General features: G+C 59.9%; 16 protein-coding genes and 1 pseudogene. 11 read left to right on the top strand and 6 right to left on the bottom strand.

What is annotated here, in order from left to right; translation table 11 throughout:
- Window positions 1–40 precede the first annotated feature (40 nt).
- Window positions 41–505, top strand: coding sequence for a DUF1203 domain-containing protein (locus ACR0LN_RS10450; protein ID WP_480429593.1), 465 nt, complete (start codon window positions 41–43; stop codon window positions 503–505).
- Here the strand turns inward: ACR0LN_RS10450 and ACR0LN_RS10445 are convergent.
- Window positions 502–1,491, bottom strand: a complete 990-nt coding sequence (locus tag ACR0LN_RS10445) for an ABC transporter ATP-binding protein (RefSeq protein ID WP_480429591.1) — start codon at window positions 1,489–1,491, stop codon at window positions 502–504. The two genes, ACR0LN_RS10450 and ACR0LN_RS10445, sit on opposite strands and share 4 nt — an antisense overlap.
- Before the next feature lie 87 nt (window positions 1,492–1,578).
- Between ACR0LN_RS10445 and ACR0LN_RS10440 the strand changes: the two genes are divergently transcribed.
- The 3 genes from ACR0LN_RS10440 to polA all read left to right on the top strand — a co-directional run bounded on the left by ACR0LN_RS10440 (window position 1,579) and on the right by polA (window position 5,189).
- On the top strand, window positions 1,579–1,755 hold the full coding sequence (locus tag ACR0LN_RS10440) for a zinc-finger domain-containing protein (RefSeq protein ID WP_170533977.1): 177 nt from the start codon (window positions 1,579–1,581) through the stop codon (window positions 1,753–1,755).
- An 82-nt stretch (window positions 1,756–1,837) separates the two neighbouring features.
- Window positions 1,838–2,320 carry a hypothetical protein gene (locus ACR0LN_RS10435; RefSeq protein WP_480429590.1) on the top strand — a complete coding sequence of 161 codons (483 nt, stop codon included), beginning with the start codon at window positions 1,838–1,840 and terminating at the stop codon, window positions 2,318–2,320.
- A gap of 70 nt (window positions 2,321–2,390) precedes the next feature.
- Entirely contained in the window at window positions 2,391–5,189 is a 2,799-nt protein-coding gene (gene polA, locus ACR0LN_RS10430) for a DNA polymerase I (protein ID WP_480429589.1), read from the top strand.
- Window positions 5,190–5,235: 46 nt separating this feature from the next.
- On the opposite strand, the gene ACR0LN_RS10425 is transcribed toward polA, so the two are convergent.
- Together ACR0LN_RS10425 and ACR0LN_RS10420 are read right to left on the bottom strand one after the other, a co-directional pair.
- Window positions 5,236–5,466, bottom strand: coding sequence for a DUF2798 domain-containing protein (locus tag ACR0LN_RS10425; protein WP_480429587.1), 231 nt, complete (start codon window positions 5,464–5,466; stop codon window positions 5,236–5,238).
- 62 nt (window positions 5,467–5,528) lie between these two features.
- Window positions 5,529–6,284, bottom strand: coding sequence for a hydroxypyruvate isomerase family protein (locus ACR0LN_RS10420; RefSeq protein ID WP_480429586.1), 756 nt, complete (start codon window positions 6,282–6,284; stop codon window positions 5,529–5,531).
- 176 nt (window positions 6,285–6,460) lie between these two features.
- On the opposite strand from ACR0LN_RS10420, the gene ACR0LN_RS10415 reads away from it, so the two are divergent.
- Window positions 6,461–7,393 (top strand): DMT family transporter, encoded by a 933-nt coding sequence (locus ACR0LN_RS10415; protein WP_480429584.1) that lies wholly within the window; start codon window positions 6,461–6,463, stop codon window positions 7,391–7,393.
- Here ACR0LN_RS10415 and ACR0LN_RS10410 read toward each other — a convergent pair.
- Window positions 7,390–7,968: a DUF1285 domain-containing protein gene (locus ACR0LN_RS10410; protein ID WP_480429583.1), complete on the bottom strand. Its 579-nt coding sequence runs from the start codon at window positions 7,966–7,968 to the stop codon at window positions 7,390–7,392. The genes ACR0LN_RS10415 and ACR0LN_RS10410 overlap by 4 nt on opposite strands.
- Before the next feature lie 64 nt (window positions 7,969–8,032).
- Here ACR0LN_RS10410 and ACR0LN_RS10405 point away from each other — a divergent pair, with 64 nt between their 5' ends.
- Genes ACR0LN_RS10405 through ACR0LN_RS10390 form a run of 4 tightly spaced genes read left to right on the top strand, consistent with a single transcriptional unit; the run spans window position 8,033 to window position 14,713 of the window.
- Entirely contained in the window at window positions 8,033–9,040 is a 1,008-nt protein-coding gene (locus tag ACR0LN_RS10405) for an AAA family ATPase (protein ID WP_480429581.1), read from the top strand.
- On the top strand, window positions 9,037–9,912 hold the full coding sequence (locus ACR0LN_RS10400) for a DUF58 domain-containing protein (RefSeq protein WP_480429579.1): 876 nt from the start codon (window positions 9,037–9,039) through the stop codon (window positions 9,910–9,912). The genes ACR0LN_RS10405 and ACR0LN_RS10400 overlap by 4 nt, the downstream gene beginning before the upstream one ends.
- Window positions 9,909–12,674, top strand: a complete 2,766-nt coding sequence (locus ACR0LN_RS10395) for a DUF4159 domain-containing protein (RefSeq protein ID WP_480429578.1) — start codon at window positions 9,909–9,911, stop codon at window positions 12,672–12,674. The genes ACR0LN_RS10400 and ACR0LN_RS10395 overlap by 4 nt, the downstream gene beginning before the upstream one ends.
- Complete coding sequence (locus ACR0LN_RS10390) at window positions 12,671–14,713, top strand: hypothetical protein (protein WP_480429576.1); 2,043 nt, start codon at window positions 12,671–12,673, stop codon at window positions 14,711–14,713. Before ACR0LN_RS10395 ends, ACR0LN_RS10390 begins: the two co-directional genes overlap by 4 nt.
- Here ACR0LN_RS10390 and ACR0LN_RS10385 read toward each other — a convergent pair whose 3' ends face one another.
- Window positions 14,714–15,562: a 2-keto-4-pentenoate hydratase gene (locus ACR0LN_RS10385; RefSeq protein WP_480429575.1), complete on the bottom strand. Its 849-nt coding sequence runs from the start codon at window positions 15,560–15,562 to the stop codon at window positions 14,714–14,716.
- 115 nt (window positions 15,563–15,677) lie between these two features.
- Between ACR0LN_RS10385 and ACR0LN_RS10380 the strand changes: the two are divergent.
- Window positions 15,678–17,886: pseudogene (locus ACR0LN_RS10380) on the top strand (response regulator).
- Between the two features lie 9 nt (window positions 17,887–17,895).
- Entirely contained in the window at window positions 17,896–18,354 is a 459-nt protein-coding gene (locus ACR0LN_RS10375; RefSeq protein ID WP_480429573.1) for a VOC family protein, read from the top strand.
- Here the strand turns inward: ACR0LN_RS10375 and yaaA are convergent.
- Entirely contained in the window at window positions 18,345–19,115 is a 771-nt protein-coding gene (gene yaaA / locus ACR0LN_RS10370; protein WP_480429571.1) for a peroxide stress protein YaaA, read from the bottom strand. The two genes, ACR0LN_RS10375 and yaaA, sit on opposite strands and share 10 nt — an antisense overlap.
- Window positions 19,116–19,120 lie beyond the last annotated feature (5 nt).

Genomic DNA, 19,120 nt, shown 5'->3' with positions numbered 1-19,120 from the left:
CTTCTCGGGTGGGCAAGGTCAGCAAAAAAGGAGGCAAGATATGTTCAAGGTAACCGCACTACCCACCGACGACGTACGCGCGCTTCAGGCCGGAGGGCCGGACGCCTATGGTGCCGCGCCCGAGCTCGCCATTTCAACCGGTGCAGGCAATCCCTGCCGTCATTGCTTGCAAAACATTCCCGAGGGCGAAGAGATGCTGATTTTGGCACATCGGCCTTTTTTAGAGACACATTCTTACGCCGAAACCGGTCCGATCTTTCTATGTGCCGCGCCCTGCGAACGGCATGAGGGCACACAGATGCCGGAGATTTTGACCACGTCCCCTGATTATCTGATCAAGGGCTACGGGCAGGATGACCGTATCGTCTATGGCACAGGGGTCGTCACACCCACGGATCGGATGCGCACAGCAATAGCAGAAATCTTCGCTCGCCCGGACGTGGCCTATATCCACGTCCGCTCGGCCCGGAACAATTGTTATCAGGCGCGGATCGACCGAGCCTAGAGCTTGACGCGGTGCATCCCCCGGCGCGGCTGGTCCTGATCCTCGGCGGGTTCCTCGGTGCGGGACGACGTCAGGGCAAGGAAGACATCCTCAAGATCCGCTTCCTCGGTGCGGACGTCGCGGATGCGAATACCTGCGGAACGCACAGATTCCAGCACCTGCTCGGCGCTGGTCTGGGTGCTGCGGTAATGCAGCACGAGGTTGCCATCGTCACGCAGGGTGGCCTCGACGCCGTCAGTCGCGGGCAATTCCGAAACCGGGTTATCCGGCACGATCACCATCGTCCGGCTGTCCATGCGGCCCAGCAGATTGGCGGTGCTGTCTTGCGCGATCTTTTCGCCGTGGTTGATGATGGCGATCTCATCACACATCTCTTGCGCTTCTTCCAGATAGTGTGTGGTCAGGATGATGGTCATGCCCTGTTCGTTCAGCTTGCGCACATTGGTCCAGAGCATCTGGCGCAGCTCGATATCCACGCCAGCGGTGGGTTCGTCCAGCACCAGAATTTTCGGATGATGCACCAGCGCTTTGGCCAGCAGCAACCGCCGCCGCATCCCGCCCGACAGCGTGCGGGCATAAGCTTCGGCCTTGTCGCGGAGCCCGACCAGTTCCAGAATCTCATCGCTGCGGCGTTGTGCCTTGGGGACGCCGTAGAGGCCAGCCTGTACTTCCAGGGCGCCACGTGGGGAAAAGAACGGATCCAGGTTCAGTTCTTGTGGCATCACACCGATGGCGGCGCGGGATCGGCGTGGGTTTTGATCCTGATCGAAGCCCCAGATCGACACACTTCCCGCAGATTTCACCACCAGCCCCGCCAGGATGTTGATCAGCGTCGATTTCCCGGCGCCGTTCGGCCCCAACAAACCAAAGACCGAGCCACGCGGGACAGTCAGATCAATGCCTTTCAGTGCTTGCTTTTCCGGCTGGCCTTTGCCGCCGCGATAGGTCTTGCGCAGCCCTTCGATCTTGATTGCCGCATCGATCATGTGGCTCTTGCCCTCGGTTTACTCATCGCTCATAAACGCACCTAATACATGCCCGCGAGGCCGACAACCGAAGAAGGATCGCCAGCCGTGACCATCGAAGCGCCGGAAACCAAGATCGTCGAGACCACCCGTGTCGCCTGTGATGGCGGCGAAGGTGCATTGGGCCATCCGCGTGTCTGGTTGCAGATCCCCGAGGATACCGGCTGGGTCGAGTGCCCCTATTGTGACTGCAAATATGTTCTGAAGGGCACAGAACAGGGTTGATTGCCCGTCCGACCGAGTTTCGCCCAAATCTCGCCGCGGTTTCTATGGTAAAGCGTTAGTGCAACCATCGTAGGTGAGTGTGATGACGGATGTAACTGCAACGGATACAACTCAACCGGTCTTCGGTTGGATTGGGTTCTGCTCGGCAGCCGCCGCGTTATTCGCTGCGCTGTTTGTGTTTTGGGCAGGGCCGTTTGCACCGCAGCAAACCACCGGGGTATCACTGGGTGAACTGGCGGCTGAAATTGGTAAATCCACCCTCCGTGCCGCCGCAGGGCTGGAACAGCCTGAACCCGTCGTTCAAACCCGCGATCTCGATGATTTTCTGCGGATCGGCGTTGCCATGCTGGGCGGGCTGGCGATTGTGATCTCGGTGATTGGTATTCTGCGCCATGAACGGATGCGCCCTGCTATCGCAGGTATCGCCATGGGCACCGGCGCAATCCTGTTCCAGTTCTTCGCGTTCGCCTTTTTTGCATTCCTTGGCGTGCTGGTGATCATGGCGCTTCTGAACAGTTTTTCGGATTTCTTTTCTGATCTTTTTGGTGGTCTCTTTGGCGGCTAACTCTCGTTCTTGACTGGCCACCCGCGCGGCCCTGTGGCAGAACCAAACCTGACCGACAGGGAGAGCGCGCATGAGCAATTTCGGAAAAGGATGTCACCTGCATCTGATCGATGGATCGGCCTTTATTTTCAGGGCCTATCACGCGCTGCCCCCGCTGACGCGAAAGTCTGACGGGTTGCCGATTGGCGCTGTGTCGGGCTTTTGCAACATGCTGCAGAAATATGTCGAAGGAAACGCCGGGCCTGACGCGCCGACCCATGTGGCGGTGATCTTCGACAAGGGATCGCACACGTTCCGCAACGACCTTTATGATCTTTACAAGGCCAACCGCGAGGCGATGCCCGAGGACCTGCGCCCGCAGATGCCGCTAACGCGTGAGGCGACGAAAGCCTTCAACATCGCGTGCAAAGAGCTTGAGGGCTATGAGGCCGACGACATCATTGCCACTCTGGCGGTTCAGGCGCGTGAGGCGGGGGGTCGCGTGACCATCGTCAGTTCCGACAAAGACTTGATGCAGTTGGTCGGCGGTGGCGTGGAAATGCTGGACGCGATGAAGAACAAGCGCATCGACCGAGATGGCGTAATCGAGAAATTCGGTGTTGGCCCTGAGCGTGTTGTCGATGTGCAGGCTCTCGCCGGGGATTCAGTGGATAATGTGCCGGGGGCTCCGGGTATTGGCGTCAAGACGGCCGCCCTGCTGATCAACGAATATGGCGATCTGGAAACGCTGTTGGACCGCGCGGAAGAGATCAAACAGCCCAAGCGCCGCCAGACCCTGATCGACAAGCGCGATCAGATCGAGCTGTCGAAAAAACTGGTGCAATTGGACGAAAACACTCCACTGGATTTTACGCTGGACGATCTGGAGGTCAAAGACCCGGACGCCGAGACCCTGCTGGGATTTCTGGCCGAGATGGAGTTCCGTACCCTCACCAAGCGCATCGCCGACAAGCTGGGGGCCGAGGCCCCGGTGATCGCTGATGCGCCTGCGCCGGTTGCGGAGGCGGAAGAGGCTGAGGCCCTGCCCTTCGATGCGTCGAAATATGAATGTGTGCGGGATGCGGGCGCGCTGCAGAAATGGATTGATCAAGCCTATGAACGTGGTTGGGTCGCGGTTGATACTGAAACCACCGGCCTGAACGAAATGATCGCTGATCTGGTCGGTATCTCGCTGTGTGTTGAGGCTGGTGAGGCCTGTTACATCCCGCTGACTCACCGCGATGGGGCGGCGGACGATCTGTTCGGCTCAGACGCGCTGGCCGAAGGGCAGATGCCGTTGGATCAGGCTCTAACCCTGCTGAAACCGATGCTTGAGGACCCGACGATCCTGAAGATCGGGCAGAACATGAAATACGACGCCAAGATTTTCGCGCGGTATGGCGTGGACGTGGCCCCGATCGACGACACGATGCTGATGTCCTACGCGATGCACGGTGGTGAGCATGGGCACGGGATGGACACCCTGTCAGAGCGCTATCTGAGCCACACGCCGATCCCGATCAAACCGCTGCTGGGTTCGGGCAAGTCGGCGATCACCTTCGACAAGGTGCCGATTGACGAGGCCACCGCTTACGCTGCCGAGGATGCGGATATTACCCTGCGCCTGTGGAAGCTGTTCAAGCCGCAACTGCATCAAGTGCAGGTGACCACCGTTTATGAAACACTTGAACGCCCGCTGGTGCCGGTTCTGGCCGAGATGGAAATGCACGGCATCAAAGTCGACCGCGATGTCCTAAGCCGGATGTCGAACGCATTTGCGCAGAAAATGGCCGGGTTAGAGGCTGAAATCCACGAACTGGCCGGTGAGAATTTTAATGTCGGCTCGCCTGCGCAATTGGGCGAAATCCTGTTCGACAAGATGGGGCTTGAGGGCGGCAAGAAGGGCAAGACCGGTAAATACTCGACCGGGGCCGATATTCTGGAAGACCTCGCCACCGAGCACGAATTGCCGCGCCGGGTGCTGGACTGGCGGCAACTCAGCAAGTTGAAATCGACCTACACGGACGCGCTGCAGACCCATATCAATCCGGATACAGGCCGGGTGCATACATCCTATTCGATCACCGGGGCCAATACAGGCCGTCTGGCCTCGACCGATCCGAACCTGCAGAATATCCCGGTGCGGACCGAAGAAGGACGGCGCATCCGCGAGGCGTTCATTGCTGAGCCGGGCAATGTGATGGTCAGCCTCGACTACAGCCAGATCGAACTGAGAATTCTGGCGCATATTGCCGATATTCCCGCTCTGAAACAGGCGTTTGCGGACGGGCTGGACATTCACGCCATGACCGCGTCCGAGATGTTCGACGTGCCGTTGGATGAGATGACGCCGGACATTCGGCGTCAGGCAAAGGCGATCAACTTTGGTGTGATCTACGGCATTTCGGGTTTTGGTCTGGCGCGCAACCTGCGCATTCCAAGGGCTGAGGCGCAGGGGTTCATTGACCGCTATTTCGAACGGTTCCCTGGTATTAGAGCCTATATGGACGACACAGTCGCTTTCGCAAAAGAGCATGGCTATGTGCAGACCCTGTTCGGGCGCAAAATTCACACGCCTGAGATCAATGCCAAAGGGCCGCATGCCGGGTTCTCGCGCCGGGCTGCGATCAACGCGCCAATTCAGGGCACGGCAGCGGATGTGATCCGACGCGCGATGGTGCGGATGCCGGATGCGATCAACGGGCTTCCCGCCAAGATGCTGTTGCAGGTGCATGACGAATTGCTGTTCGAAGTGGCCGAAGACTCGGTGGAACAGGTGATCGGTGTGGCGCGCGACGTGATGGAGGGGGCTTCGGACCCGGCGGTGAAGCTGGACGTGAAGCTGAGCGTGGATGCTGGGCAGGGCGCGAACTGGGCTGAAGCGCACTAGATAGGCGCGCTGCTCATCAGGCCCGGCGGGCCCTCTTCGCAGCGGGTCAGTCCTGCGGCCTGACCAGTCGGTTCACGAACCGTTGCACGGAAGGGCCAAGCAGCAGGATCACGGTAAAGGCGATGGGCCAGCAAAAGGCCCAAGAGGCCATCCAGTCGCCAAGTGTACTGGGCACGAATCCGATGGCTTTCACGGTCGCAATGCCTGTCACGATACAGGACATGAGCCCTGACATGATCAGGCTGAATATGGCGCGTGCATAGCGTGCTGGGATCATCGTGGGCATCCTATTGGTCGCGATTCCCCAGATGTGCTTTATTTTAAGGAATAATGCCAGAGTCAGACCTGCATCCACCCCAGGCTGTCAGCTGTTCTGGTCGTCGAGGGCGTGTATTCGGCGCTAACCCAGCCAGTGTAGTTTGTGGCGTCGATGGCCGTAAACAGGCGATCGAAATCCGTCGGCCCGCGCCCGGGTTCGGACCTGTCGGGTGCGGCTCCGATCTGGGCGTGAACGATCCGGGGGTGGAAGCAGTCCCAGACCTTCTGCGCGTCACCGTGAATCATATGAGAGTGAAAGCTGTCATATTGCAGGCCGACATTGGGGCGGTTCACGCGGTCCAGTACTTCAGCCGCCAATTCGTAGTTGTTCAGAAAATACCCGGGCTGCGACACGGGATTGAGGGGTTCAATCGTGAACTGTTGCTGTGGCGCGAAATCAGCAGCCCATTTCAGGTTGCGCACGAAACAGTTCTGCGCATCCGGCCCCGAGGCATAGCCTGACATGATGTGGATGAGTCTCGGCCGTAGAATGTCAGCATAGCGCAGGACGCGACGGATATCCGATTGGAACCGTGCTTCGCCCCCTGGAACCGCGGCGTAGCCGGGCTCACCCCCGGTGTAATTCGGCGGCGGTGCGTTGATCAGCACCAGATCCAGCCCGTTTGCCAGCAGAGCGCGGCGGGTTTCCTTGGCGGCCAGCTCATAGGGGAACAGTATTTCGACCGCCTTGAACCCAGCCTCGGCTGCGGCCTGAAACCGCTCAAGATAAGGCAGCTCAGCAAACAGCAGAGAGATATTGGCGGCGAATTTCGGCATGGCAGTCTCGGGCAGTAGTTGGCCGAACCTTACCCGTGTGGCGATTTTGGGGGAAGAGGATCAAAAACGACAGATTGTCGAAAATCGACCAGATCGCGCCGGATGAATCAGAGACCCTGTGACCTATTGCGGCGAATCATTTTTATACCGCCGAGCCAACAGAAGGTTTGATCACGATGGCGATGAGCCCAGACCCCGTGCGCGGGAATGCTCTTTCGATGTCTGCAGGCCGGAATTCCGCCTTGTCCGGTAACGGGCTGGCGGTGGCGTCGATGCTGACATGGGCGGCCGGGTTTCCGGCGGCTGAAGTGCTGTTGCAAACATGGCCACCCGTTGCCCTGTTTGCTGCACGATTGGCGCTGGCTGTGGCAGTCATGATGCCGATCTGGCTGTTGATCGACGGACCGCGCCGGGTGGTCAATGCCCGCTGGATGCGCGCGATGGTGGTTGGCGGGTTCGGGATCGGGCTGGGCATGGTGCTTTTGATCGTGGCGCAGAAAGTGACCGATCCGGTCACGGTGGCGATCATTGCTTCTTGTGCGCCGCTAATGGCGACCCTGTTGGAACTGGCTTCGGGTACGCGGCGGTTGCGCTGGAATTTCGCGCTGGGGGTTCTGGTGTCGATTGTCGGCGGACTGATTGCGACCAGCGCGGTGGCGCCCGCACAATTGGGTTTGGGCGCCGCACTGGCCATTGTTTCGACCAGCCTGTTTTGCTGGGCCAGTATGGCAACCGCACGGGACTTTCCCGAGCTGAGCCAGACAGGCCGGGCCACGATCACCTTTGTCGGAGGTTTGGTCATGGCCACGGTCCTGTTGTCGGGGTCTGCGATGTTGGGCATGGATGTCATGCCTGCGACGGCCTTTGACATGCAGCAGGCCGGGATGCTGGTGATTTACGCGCTGATTTCGATGGGGCTGAGCCAGGTGTTTTTCATCGCCTCGGTTGGAAGGCTGGGTGTCGCCTTGTCCTCGTTCCACATCAACATCGCACCGTTCTACGTCATGGTGATCATGATGATCTTGGGTGAAGAGTGGAACAGCACCCGTGCGCTGGGCGCCGGGATCGTGGCGTTGGCCGTGGTGCTGGCGCAGGATCGCCGGGCCTAATCAGGCAGATCGTCCGACCGGATCAGCGGAAAGAATTGCCCGCCGGACCAGACGCCAAACCAGCCATCCTTGTGTACGGCGATGTCCACAAGCCGGTAAAAACTCTTACGATCGATCAGCGCCTCAAGGTTTGCGCGAACATATATATAGGGTGAGGGCTCTTCTGTTTCCGAGTCGATGACAATGCGGATCGGGTGGTCCGGCCCAGCCACTGCGATATCCCCGACATGAGTGGTAAATGTCAGGTTTTGCACAGCGCCTTCGCCCATAGCGTCGAAGTCGACAGCAACAAAAGGGGCATCCTCGACGGTGATTCCAACCTTTTCGACCGGGGTCACCAGAAAATACTTGCCGTCTTCTTTCTTAAGAATTGAGGAAAAAAGCTTCACAAGCTCGAACCGGTTGATGGGCGAGCCTAAATAACTCCATGTGCCATCTTTTGCGATCTTGATGTCCAGATCGCCGCAAAACGGAGGATTCCACAGGTGAACGGGCGGCACCCCTTTGGTTTTGGTGGCTTTGACTGATGCAGCAATGCCATCAGGTGAAGGTGTCACAGGTTTTTGTCCGCTCATTGCTTTTGCCATTTCCTCTCAGCGCGATACACTTCAATCATAATAGTCCACGGAAGGGAAAGTCATGACCGAACCTGCCGACCTCGTGTCCGAGATCGAAGCGCTGGAAACCAAGCTGCAAGAGGCCAAGTCCTCGATCACCCGCCGCTTCATCGGGCAGGAGAGGGTGGTGGACCTGACCCTGACGGCGCTGCTGTGCGGGGGGCATGCCCTGCTGATCGGTTTGCCAGGTCTGGGAAAAACCCGACTGGTCGAGACGCTGTCGACGGTGATGGGCCTGCATGGCAACCGCATTCAGTTCACGCCTGACCTGATGCCCGCCGATATTTTGGGGTCCGAAGTTTTGGACACCGCCGATGACGGTTCGCGGCATTTTCGCTTCATTTCCGGCCCGATCTTCTGTCAACTGCTCATGGCGGATGAGATCAACCGCGCCAGCCCGCGGACGCAATCCGCGTTGCTGCAGGCGATGCAGGAGCGCACAGTGACGGTGGCCGGTGAGGATCGGTCCTTGGGAGAGCCGTTCCACGTTCTTGCGACGCAGAACCCGATTGAGCAAGAGGGCACCTATCCGCTGCCCGAAGCGCAGTTGGACCGGTTCCTGGTGCAGATCGACGTTGAATACCCGGACCGCGAGACCGAGCGCGATATTCTGCTGGCGACCACCGGTATTGAAGAGGACGATTCGCATCAGATTTTCACCAAAGAAGAACTGCTGGCTGCGCAGGTGCTGCTGCGCCGGATGCCGGTGGGGGATTCGGTGGTCGAACTGATCCTCGATCTGGTCCGCGCGTTCCGACCCGAAGAAGCGGGCGCGTCTGAACGTGTTGCCGAAACCGTGGCATGGGGCCCCGGCCCCCGCGCGGCGCAGGCGCTGATGATGACGGTGCGGGCGCGGGCGATGCTGCAAGGACGGTTGGCGCCCAATGCCGAGGATGTGCTGGACATGGCGCGCCCGGTGCTGAGCCACCGGATGGCGCTGAACTTCGCGGCGCGGGCGCGGGGTGACAGTCTGGCTGATCTGATCGAAACCACCGCCGCCGGCCTGATCCGCACCGAGGCTGCGGCGTGAATGCCGCGCTGACCCTTCGCGAAAGATCCGAGGTCGAGGCGTCCCGGCTGCCGCCCCTGTTGGCGCGGGCTGAACATCTGGCCGGAACCGTTTTGCTTGGGGATCACGGGCGCAGGCGCTCGGGGCTGGGGGATGATTTCTGGCAATACCGCCCGGCACAGATCGGCGACAGCCGCCGGATGATCGACCACCGGCGCTCGGCGCGCGGGGATCAGCAATTCGTGCGTGAGCGCGAGTGGCAGATCGCGCAATCGGTGATGCTGTGGGTGGATCAGGGCGCGTCGATGCGGTTTGCCTCGGACAAGAACCATCCGACCAAAGCCGACCGTGCGCGCTTGCTTGGGTTGGCGACGGCCATTCTGCTGGTGCGCGGGGGCGAGCGCGTCGGTCTGACCGGCACCACTCTGCCGCCCCGGCGTGGCAATGCACAGATCGTTCGGCTGGCACAGGCATGGTCCGAGGATGCTGAACCTGACTACGCGCCGCCAGAACACCGGGCGATGATCCCGCATGCCCGCGCCGTGTTCATTTCCGATTTCCTTGGACCGATGGATGAGGTCGAACTGGCCCTGACCAAAGCCGCCGATCGTGGCGTTCGGGGCGTGATATTGCAGGTGCTTGATCCAAGCGAAGAAACCTTCCCCTATCGCGGTCGCACCATATTCGAGAGTGTCGGCGGCACGGCTCGGCATGAGACACTCAAGGCCGGAGACCTGCGTGATCGATATCTGGAACGGTTGGCACAGCGTAAGGACGCCCTGACGCAGCTATGCCGCGCCACCGGCTGGCAACTGGGCCTGCACCACACCGGTGACAGCGCGCAAGCGGCTCTATTATGGCTCTATCGGGCCTTGGACGGGGGCACACGATGACGGTTCTGGCAGGCATCGGCTTTACCGCCCCATGGGTGCTGCTGGGTCTGCTGACCCTGCCGATCCTGTGGCTGATCCTGCGCGCGGTGCCACCTGCGCCGATACGCAGGCTGTTTCCGGCGGTAACGCTGCTGCTGGGGCTGAAGGATGACGAAAGCGTCTCGGATCGCACTCCTTGGTGGCTGCTGTTGCTTCGGATGCTGGCAGCGGCAGCGATTATCATTGGTCTGGCCGGGCCGGTTCTGAACCCATCGCGGGATGAGACCGGATCGGGGCCGTTGCTACTGGTTCTGGATGCCACATGGGCGGGGGCGACGCAGTGGTCCTCGACTCTGGATCAGATTGATGTGCAATTGACCGAAGCCGGACGTGCGGGACGCACTGTAGCCATCCTTAGTCTCACAGAGCCCGAAGCGCCTGTGTTCCAAGCCGCCGAGGCATGGCGTGGACGCCTGCCGGGTCTGATGCCAACACCGTGGCAGCCAACAGAGACGCAGATTGATCAGGCATTGACCGCCTTGAACCAGTTGGACGGAGGCTTTGATACCCATTGGTTCAGTGATCGTTTGGCCTATGACGGGCAGGACGAGGTTCTTTCAGCGCTTCAGAATCGTGGCACGGTGACTGTGTATCAGTCCGCGGCGCCGGTGCTTGCTATTCTGCCCGCTGCCTACCAGGACGGGGTGATCCAGCTGACTGTTCAGCGGGCTGAGCCGGGTCCGGCTGAAAGTCTGACCGTTCTGGCACAGGGTCGCGACCCAGCCGGTGCGATGCGGATTCTGCAATCGGCCGAGATGGAAATCCCCAGTGGCGAAACGCAGGCGCAGCTGGATCTGGCGCTGCCATCCGAACTGCGTGCCCGGATCACACGGTTCGAGATTCAGGGCCAGCGATCCGCCGGGGCGGTGACGTTGACGGATGACAGTCTGCGACGTCGCGAGGTCGCGCTGATAGCTGGCACGCTGAACCGCGAAGGATTGGAGCTTTTGTCTCCGCTCCACTACCTGACCCAAGTGTTGAGCCCCACGGCAGATTTCGTCGAAGGCGGGTTGTTGGAGGTGTTGCCCGCAAACCCGGATGTGATTGTTCTGGCCGACGTGGCGAAACTGTCCGAGGGCGAACAGGCCGCGCTGGTTGAATGGGTGGAACAGGGTGGGTTGCTGCTGCGCTTTGCAGGCCCGCGCATGGCCGCCAGCGATCTGGGTCGCGATGCCGAGGATACGCTGCTGCCCGTACGACTGCGCAGCGGGGGCCGCTCGGTTGGTGGCGCGATGAGCTGGGGTGAAGCCAAGGGGTTGGCGCCTTTTACTGAAAACTCACCCTTCTATGGATTGCGGGTGCCCAGCGATGTCACGGTGACCACGCAGGTTATGGCGCAACCAGACCCTAATCTTGCGGATCGGGTGATCGCGTCGTTGTCGGATGGAACACCGCTGGTCACGCGCAAGGCATTGGGGCTAGGACAAGTCGTGCTGTTCCACGTCACGGCGGATGCCGAATGGTCGTCCCTGCCGCTTTCGGGTCTGTTTGTTGAGATGCTGGATCGTCTGGCCGTGGCCTCGGCTGCGAAATCCCGCGATGATGCGCAATTACAGGGCACCACGTGGGAACCGATCCAGGTAATGGACGGCTTTGGCGTCTTGTCGGATGCAGGCAATCTGGCTGGCGTGGACGGGGTCGATCTGATCTCGGGTGCGATTGGTCCTGATCTGCAGCCAGGCCTCTATGAAAGCGGCAAGCAGAAGCTGGCCTTGAATGTTTTGACCGAAGAGGCAGTGCTGAACCCCGTCACTTGGCCCTCGGACGTGCCGATCAAGGGGCAGGAAATCACCAATGAAACGCCCATTGGGGGCCTCCTGCTGAGCCTTGCCTTGTTACTGCTTACAATCGACGTGATTGCCTCACTGGCATTGTCCGGCCGTCTTGGGCTGGCCAAGGCCGCCGCCGTCGCGCTGGGGGCTGTGTTGCTGGTCCCCGATGCTCAGGCGCAGACGACGCCCGAGGACACTGAGTTTGCCCTGAACGCAACGCAGGAACTGGTGCTTGCCCATGTGTTGACCGGAAACGCGCAGGTCGACGATGTGGCCGGCGCGGGCATGCGCGGGCTGGCGCAAACGCTGTTTTATCGCACCTCGGTCGAGCCTGCCGACCCCTTCGGGGTGGATCTGGAGCGCGATGAACTGGCGTTCTTCCCTCTGCTCTACTGGCCGATTACGCCTGACCAGCCGCAACCGTCGGCCGAGGCTTATGCCAAGCTGAATGCTTACTTGCGGTCCGGTGGCATGATCCTGTTCGATACGCGCGATGCGGATATTGCGCGTTTCGGCTCTTCCAGCCCCAACGGACGCAAGCTTCAGCAATTGGCGGCCCCCCTGAATATCCCTGCGTTAGAGCCGGTGCCGCGCGACCACGTGCTGACGCGCGCTTTTTACCTGCTGCAGGATTTTCCGGGTCGTTATTCAGGCACTGAAGTCTGGGTCGAAGCTGCCCCGCTGGACGCTGAACAGATCGAGGGCATGCCGTTTCGCAACCTCAACGACAATGTGACACCGGTCGTCATTGGCGGCAATGACTGGGCTTCGGCCTGGGCAGTGGATCGCAGTGGGCAGGCGTTATTGCCGGTGGGGCGTGGCTACGCGGGTGAACGACAGCGTGAGTTGGCCAATCGCTTTGGCGTCAATCTGGTGATGCATGTGCTGACCGGGAACTACAAATCTGATCAGGTCCATGTGCCTGCGCTTTTGGACAGGTTGGGACAATGACCGGAACCGTCATCTTTGATCCACTGATCCCGTGGCCGGTTCTGGTCATCGTTGCCGCAATTGCTTTGGCCGGGGTCATCCTTGCCTTATGGCGCGGCCTGTCAGGCTGGGCCTTGCGCGGGCTTGCGGCCTTGGTCGTGCTCGCAGCTTTGGCGGGGCCGGTCTATCAGGTCGAAGACCGCGCGCCTCTAACCGATATCGTTCTGATGATTGAGGATGAAAGCGCCAGTCAAAGGCTCTCAGACCGCGCCGATCAATCCGCGCAGGCGGCCGAGGAACTGGCCGCCGAGATTGAATCTCGTGACAACACCGAACTGCGCCGCATCAAGGTGGGCGACGGAGACGGCGATGAGGGTACGCAGGTCATGGCCGCCCTGAACGCCGCGCTGGCCGAAGAACCGCGCGCCCGGATCGCCGGTATTCTGGTGGTGTCGGACGGCATCGTGCATGACGTCGATCAGGCCCCTGATCTGCCCGCGCCCATGCACCTGCTGCAAACCGGGCGTGAGAGCGATTGGGATCGCCGCCTGATTGTCCGCAACGCCCCTGCCTTTGCCATCATCGGCGAACCCGTGACCCTGACATTACGGGTTGAAGACAGCGGTGCCGCGCCCGTTGGAGCCGCGACTGCGCCGCTTGAGATTTCTGTGGACGGGGCCGCGCCCGAGCAATTCAGCATCCCCATCGGCGTCGATGTCGAATTGCCCATCACGCTGCCGCATGGCGGGCGCAATGTCATTCAGTTCACCGTGCCACAGGCCGAAGGCGAACTGACTGACCGGAACAACACCGCACTGATTCAGATGAACGGGGTACGCGACCGGCTGCGCGTTCTGCTGGTCTCGGGCGAACCGCATCCGGGCGGGCGGACGTGGCGCAACCTGCTGAAATCCGACAGCTCGGTCGATTTGGTGCATTTCACCATCCTGCGGCCGCCTGAAAAACAAGATGGCGTGCCGGTGGATGAGCTTTCTCTGATCGCCTTCCCAACACGTGAGCTGTTTCTGGAGAAGATCAACGATTTCGACCTGATCATCTTTGATCGCTACAAGCGCCGCGGGATCCTACCGGCGATCTATCTGGACAATGTGACCAACTACATAAATGACGGCGGCGCGGTGCTAATCGCGGCGGGGCCGGATTTTGCCAGTGCGGATAGTATCTTTCGCTCGCCACTGGCTCCGATCCTGCCCGCGCAGCCAACCGCGCGCGTGATCGAGGAACGTTTTGTGCCAATGGTTACTGATTTGGGACACCGCCACCCGGTCACAACCAATCTGGGTGATTCCGAGGATTGGGGCGCATGGCTGCGCCAGATTGATGTGAACCATCGGACGGGTGAGTTGTTGATGACCGGCGTGGATGAGCGCCCCCTGCTGGTGCTGGATCGGGTTGGTGAGGGGCGCGTGGCGCTGCTGGCCTCGGACCATGCATGGTTGTGGAGCCGCGGGTTCGAAGGCGGTGGGCCGCAATTGGAACTGCTGCGCCGCCTGGCCCACTGGATGATGAAAGAGCCTGAACTGGAAGAAGAAGCCCTGTGGGCCGAGGCCAACGGTCAGATCATGCGCATCATTCGCCAGACGCTCGAGGATGAGGTCGGACCGGTGACCATCACCCGCCCCAACGGAGAAACGCTTGAGATCACGCTGGAGGAGGTGTCTCCGGGTCGGTTCGAAGCGATGTATTTTGGGCCAGAAATCGGCCTCTATCGCTTGCAGGAAGGCGAGCAGATGGCCGTGATCGGCCTTGGTCCCGCCGCACCAAAGGAATTTGAGCGTACGATCGCCACGTCCGAGGTTCTGGACCCCGTGTTGGCGCAACTGCGCGGCGGTGCAATCCGGTTGGAAGAGGGGTTGCCCTCGATCCGCAATGTCCGCGCCGGGCGCCCGGCCGCCGGACGAGGCTGGATTGGTCTGACCCCGCGCGAAGCCTATGAAACGCGCGATGTCACGCAGGCCGGGTTACTGCCGCCCTGGCTGGTGCTGGTGTTGGCGGGCGGCTTCCTGCTGGGTGGCTGGCTGCGTGAGGGGCGGCGCTGATTACTCGAACTCAACGCTGACCGACGGATGGCCGGGCAGGCCGCTATACGTGGCGGTTGCCCCGCCTTTGCCCTTTGCCGGCGGCACGAGCGGGCCGAAAGACCCGACCGAAATCAGGTCTCCGGGCTGAAACTCGATCCCTTTCGACATGAGCCACAGGGCAGCATTGGCCGGATGTCCCAGAACCGCCGTGCCCGGGGCTTGCGCCAGTACTTCACCGTCCGCGGCGCTGAGCGTGACAGTCATCTCAGCCAGTGCCTTTGTGATCGCCTCGGTGTCTGAGACAGGAATTTCAGAGCCTAAAACGCCTAGTTTCGGGGCGACTCCGATGGCGGTCAGCGTCACGGGTGTGATCGGTTCCCCTTCGGCCAAGGTCAGGTCCGGCAGTTCAATAAAGGGGCGAATGACCGCTATATTTGCGATGACCTCCGAAGGTGTAGTTGCCTGATTGATCCCTACGTCACCGACAACAAGCACCAGATCTGCCTCAAAGACGGGTCGGGCACCCCATGTGGAGGGGACCGTCGCCCCGTTTTCCAACATCATATCTCGGAAGAGAACGCCCTGGACCGGTTCGGATGCTCCGAACCGTTCTTGCGCGGGGGCGCTTGTCAGACCTGCCTTGTAGCCAATCACAGGGCCCATATGCGGCTCTAACGCTGCAATTATCTTAGCCTGAGTGCAGAGAGCGTCCTCCATGCTGCCGTCGGCTGACAAAGCGGGTGTGGGGGTATTACTCAGGTAGTCCTGCACGTATTGGTCAATCTGTGCATCCGAAGCGCATTCTGCCGCTGTCTGAGTACCAAGCGCGACAGCGCAGAGAATTGAAACGCATTTAAAAATTCGCATATCTAACCTCCGGTTTTGAAAACTGTGACACGTACGCCAGAGGTACGGCAACGGCTTAAACACTTCTTCACGCTCTGTCCGGATGCTGAATGCAAATCGTCCGGGGTCACCAAGAATGAGTCTAGCAACCAAACTGGCACAGGAACGGCGCGCACGGCTGGCGGCCGAGCGTCTGTTGGAGATGAAGCAGACCGAGTTGTCGGCGGCCAATCGCAAACTGGGCCTGCACGCGATGGCGCTGACCAAACGCATCGGCGAAACCCAGGCCGAGGTTGAGACGGTTCGGGATGAGAATGAAAAAGTCAAATCCGACCTGACGCTGGCCAATGCCAAGATCGAAGTCGCCGAACGTCGCCTCTGGCATTCGATGCAGACCATCCAGGATGGTTTTGCGTTTTTCGATGACCAAAGTCGCCTGATCGGTGCCAATGCGGCTTATCTCAGCCTGTTTGAAGGGCTTGATGAGGTCGAACCCGGCATCAGCTATGCGCGTATACTTGAGATTCTGATTGATGAGGGGTTGATCGACATAGGCGCCGAGACAGCGAAGGACTGGCAGGCCAGAATGCTGGAGCGCTGGGTGCAGCCGCAACCAGACGCGGTGGTGATCAAGCTGTGGAACGGAGAATATTTCAAGATGATTGACCAGCGTGGCAATGGCGGCGACGTGGTCAGTCTGGGCCTGAACATCACCGCGTCGGTCCGGCATGAGACCGAACTGAATGCCGCCCGGGAGCGGGCTGAGGCCGCGAACCGCGCCAAATCTGCTTTTTTTGGCCAATATGAGCCATGAGATCAGGACCCCGATGAACGGCATTGTCGGAATGACCGAGTTGATGTCGGAAACTCCGTTGGATGAGGAGCAGCGGTTGTATCTAAACACCATCCGCAACTCGGGCGAGGCGCTGTTGGTGATTATCAATGACGTGCTGGACTATTCGAAGATTGAGGCCGACAAGCTGATCCTGCACCCCGAACAGTTCGATTTCGAACGCTGCATTCTTGAGGTCGCGATGCTGTTGCAGCCCAGTGTGCGCGACAAAGGTCTGTCCTTGCTGGTCGATTACGACCTGTTCTTGCCGACCCTGTTTGTGGGTGATCCGGGCCGCGTTCGCCAGGTGTTGACCAATCTGGTGGGTAATGCGGTCAAGTTCACGTCCGAAGGGCATGTTCTGATCCGTGTGACAGGGGTTCCCAACACGCATGCAAACACATGCGATATCCACGTGGCGATCGAGGATACCGGGATAGGCATCGAAGAGGACAAGATTGGGCATATCTTTGGCGAGTTCAATCAGGTCGAAAACGAGAAAAACCGCGAGTTCGAAGGCACCGGGCTGGGGCTGGCGATCACAAAACGGCTGGTCACACTAATGGGTGGGTCAGTCTGGGTCGAAAGTGAGCCCGGGCAGGGGTCGTGTTTCGGATTTCGGGTTTCCTTGCCAACGGCGGAAGGCCCGCAGCCGGCTCCGCCCGATCTGGCGGGTCGCCTGAGGCACGCGATAGTCGTCGAGGATTTGGCGGCGAACCGCGCCATCCTATCAAAACAACTGGGGCGGTTAGGGGCAAAGGTCACGGTCTGCACATCGGGTGGAGAGGCGCTGGCCGCTGTTGATGACAGCGTCGATCTGTTGCTTTGCGACCACGACCTGCCAGATATGGATGGGTTGGAGCTGGCCGAAACATTGAAAGATCGGGGCTGGAGCGATTTGCCGGTGGTCGTGATGTCAGCAAATCCCGGCGTTATCCATGCCAACCCGGCCCGACACCTGATCGAAGGGGTTTTACAAAAACCCATCCCCCGGGCTGAGCTCTATTCGCGTCTGACCATGCTGGGCCGTTTGCCAGCCGCACCCCAGACTATACCTGTCATGGTGGAAACAGAGCAGATGCAACCGGACGGTGGCCACCGGAAAATGCGAATTCTGGCAGCCGAGGATAACCGAACCAATCAGCTGATTCTGCAAAAGATGGTCAAGGATCTGAACATTGACCTGCAATTTGTAGGCAATGGCGTTGAAGCGGTGGAACAGTATCAGGCCTTCGAACCGGATCTCATCTTCATGGATATCTCGATGCCCAAAATGGATGGCAAACAGGCCACGGCTGAAATCCGGCGGCGCGAGATTGAAACGGGGCGGCATGTGCCGATTGTCGCTTTGACCGCGCATGCCATGGCTGGCGATGATCAGGGCATTCTGTCTGCCGGTTTGGATCATTACCTGACCAAGCCGCTGCAGAAACGGAGAATCCATAAGATGATTCTGGATTGTCAGCCTGATGAGGTGTTGCCAGTCATTGCTGAAAACCCAGAGGCTGAATAGGTTAAGTCCATGACACATCGTGGATTTCACCCTCGCGCACTTGGCGAGATTGCCATTCGATGCGCCGATATGGCCGCAATGGTCGCGTTCTATGAAAACGTGATTGGGCTAAAGCGCCTGACTGGAGACCATAACAGCGCCATCACATTCTTCCGTATTGCCGAGGGGTTCGGAGGGCACACACAAGTGCTGGCCCTGTTCCATTACACGGCGGCCCCGCGACCCGGCTTGCATCCAACCGGCGACGATACGCCTGTGACCGGGGCGGGTTCATCGCTGCATCACATTGCGCTCTCATTGCCATTCGACGAACAAGACGCGGTTATGCGCTGGTACGACAAAATCGGCCAACCTTACCGCGTCGAACAGTTCGGTTGGATCGGATGGCGTGGCATCTTCACCGAAGACCCCGAGGGCAACACAGTCGAGCTGGTTGCCTTTGACCCGTCGATGTTGAATCAGGCCTGATAGGGGCGCACAAAGACGGGTTTGTTTTCATCTGACAGATCGGGTCGGTATTCATAGCCCCCGCTGTCGAAATCCAGCAGACCCTTGGGATCGCTCAGACGGTGTTGGATGATATAGCGGGCCATAGCGCCACGGGCCTTCTTAGCAAAAAAGCTGACGATCTTGGGCGTGCCCGCCTTGTCCTCCATGAAAACCGGAGTGATCACACGCAGTTTCAGTGCCTTCAGGTCGACCGCGCCGAAATATTCCTGGCTGGCGCAGTTGATCAGAAGGTCCGATCCGACCTCGGCCGCTTGTGCGTTCAGCGCCTTGCTCAGTTGGTCGCGCCAGTATTCATACAGGTTCTTGCCACGGCGGGTTTTCAGCTTGCTGCCCATCTCAAGTCGGTAAGGCTGAATGGCATCCAACGGGCGCAGCACACCATAAAGGCCCGAAAGGATACGCAGGTGTTCCTGCGCCCAGGCCATTTCATGCGCATCCAGCGATGCGGCCTCAAGCCCTTGATAGGTGTCGCCCGCAAAGGCCAGCGCGGCGGGGCGGGTCACGTCGGCTTCCGGGGTATCGGAAAAGGCGCGATAACGGTCGCGGTTCAGGCGCGCCAGTTCATCGCTCAGGTCCATCAATTTTTTTAGATCACCCAGCGTCAGGTTGCGGGCGGTTTTCGACAGGCGGATCGCGTCGTCCTGAAAGTCGGGTTGCGTGACGTCGATGTCCCGTTCTGCCCAATCCAGCCGTTTGGCCGGGGAAACCACTACCAGCATATCCG

Source organism: Ruegeria sp. AA6 (assembly GCF_056542865.1).
The sequence above is the reverse complement of the archived record's forward strand: the minus strand, read 5'-3'. Positions and strand labels throughout refer to the sequence as shown.

Excerpts from the sequence above, each read along its gene's own strand:
- ACR0LN_RS10450 (WP_480429593.1), top strand. The coding sequence starts at position 41 with ATGTTCAAGGTAACCGCACTACCCACCGACGACGTACGCGCGCTTCAG.
- ACR0LN_RS10445 (WP_480429591.1), bottom strand. The coding sequence starts at position 1,491 with ATGATCGATGCGGCAATCAAGATCGAAGGGCTGCGCAAGACCTATCGC.
- ACR0LN_RS10435 (WP_480429590.1), top strand. The coding sequence starts at position 1,838 with ATGACGGATGTAACTGCAACGGATACAACTCAACCGGTCTTCGGTTGG.
- polA (WP_480429589.1), top strand. The coding sequence starts at position 2,391 with ATGAGCAATTTCGGAAAAGGATGTCACCTGCATCTGATCGATGGATCG.
- ACR0LN_RS10425 (WP_480429587.1), bottom strand. The coding sequence starts at position 5,466 with ATGATCCCAGCACGCTATGCACGCGCCATATTCAGCCTGATCATGTCA.
- ACR0LN_RS10420 (WP_480429586.1), bottom strand. The coding sequence starts at position 6,284 with ATGCCGAAATTCGCCGCCAATATCTCTCTGCTGTTTGCTGAGCTGCCT.
- ACR0LN_RS10415 (WP_480429584.1), top strand. The coding sequence starts at position 6,461 with ATGGCGATGAGCCCAGACCCCGTGCGCGGGAATGCTCTTTCGATGTCT.
- ACR0LN_RS10410 (WP_480429583.1), bottom strand. The coding sequence starts at position 7,968 with ATGAGCGGACAAAAACCTGTGACACCTTCACCTGATGGCATTGCTGCA.
- ACR0LN_RS10405 (WP_480429581.1), top strand. The coding sequence starts at position 8,033 with ATGACCGAACCTGCCGACCTCGTGTCCGAGATCGAAGCGCTGGAAACC.
- ACR0LN_RS10395 (WP_480429578.1), top strand. The coding sequence starts at position 9,909 with ATGACGGTTCTGGCAGGCATCGGCTTTACCGCCCCATGGGTGCTGCTG.
- ACR0LN_RS10390 (WP_480429576.1), top strand. The coding sequence starts at position 12,671 with ATGACCGGAACCGTCATCTTTGATCCACTGATCCCGTGGCCGGTTCTG.
- ACR0LN_RS10385 (WP_480429575.1), bottom strand. The coding sequence starts at position 15,562 with ATGCGAATTTTTAAATGCGTTTCAATTCTCTGCGCTGTCGCGCTTGGT.
- ACR0LN_RS10375 (WP_480429573.1), top strand. The coding sequence starts at position 17,896 with ATGACACATCGTGGATTTCACCCTCGCGCACTTGGCGAGATTGCCATT.
- yaaA (WP_480429571.1), bottom strand. The coding sequence starts at position 19,115 with ATGCTGGTAGTGGTTTCCCCGGCCAAACGGCTGGATTGGGCAGAACGG.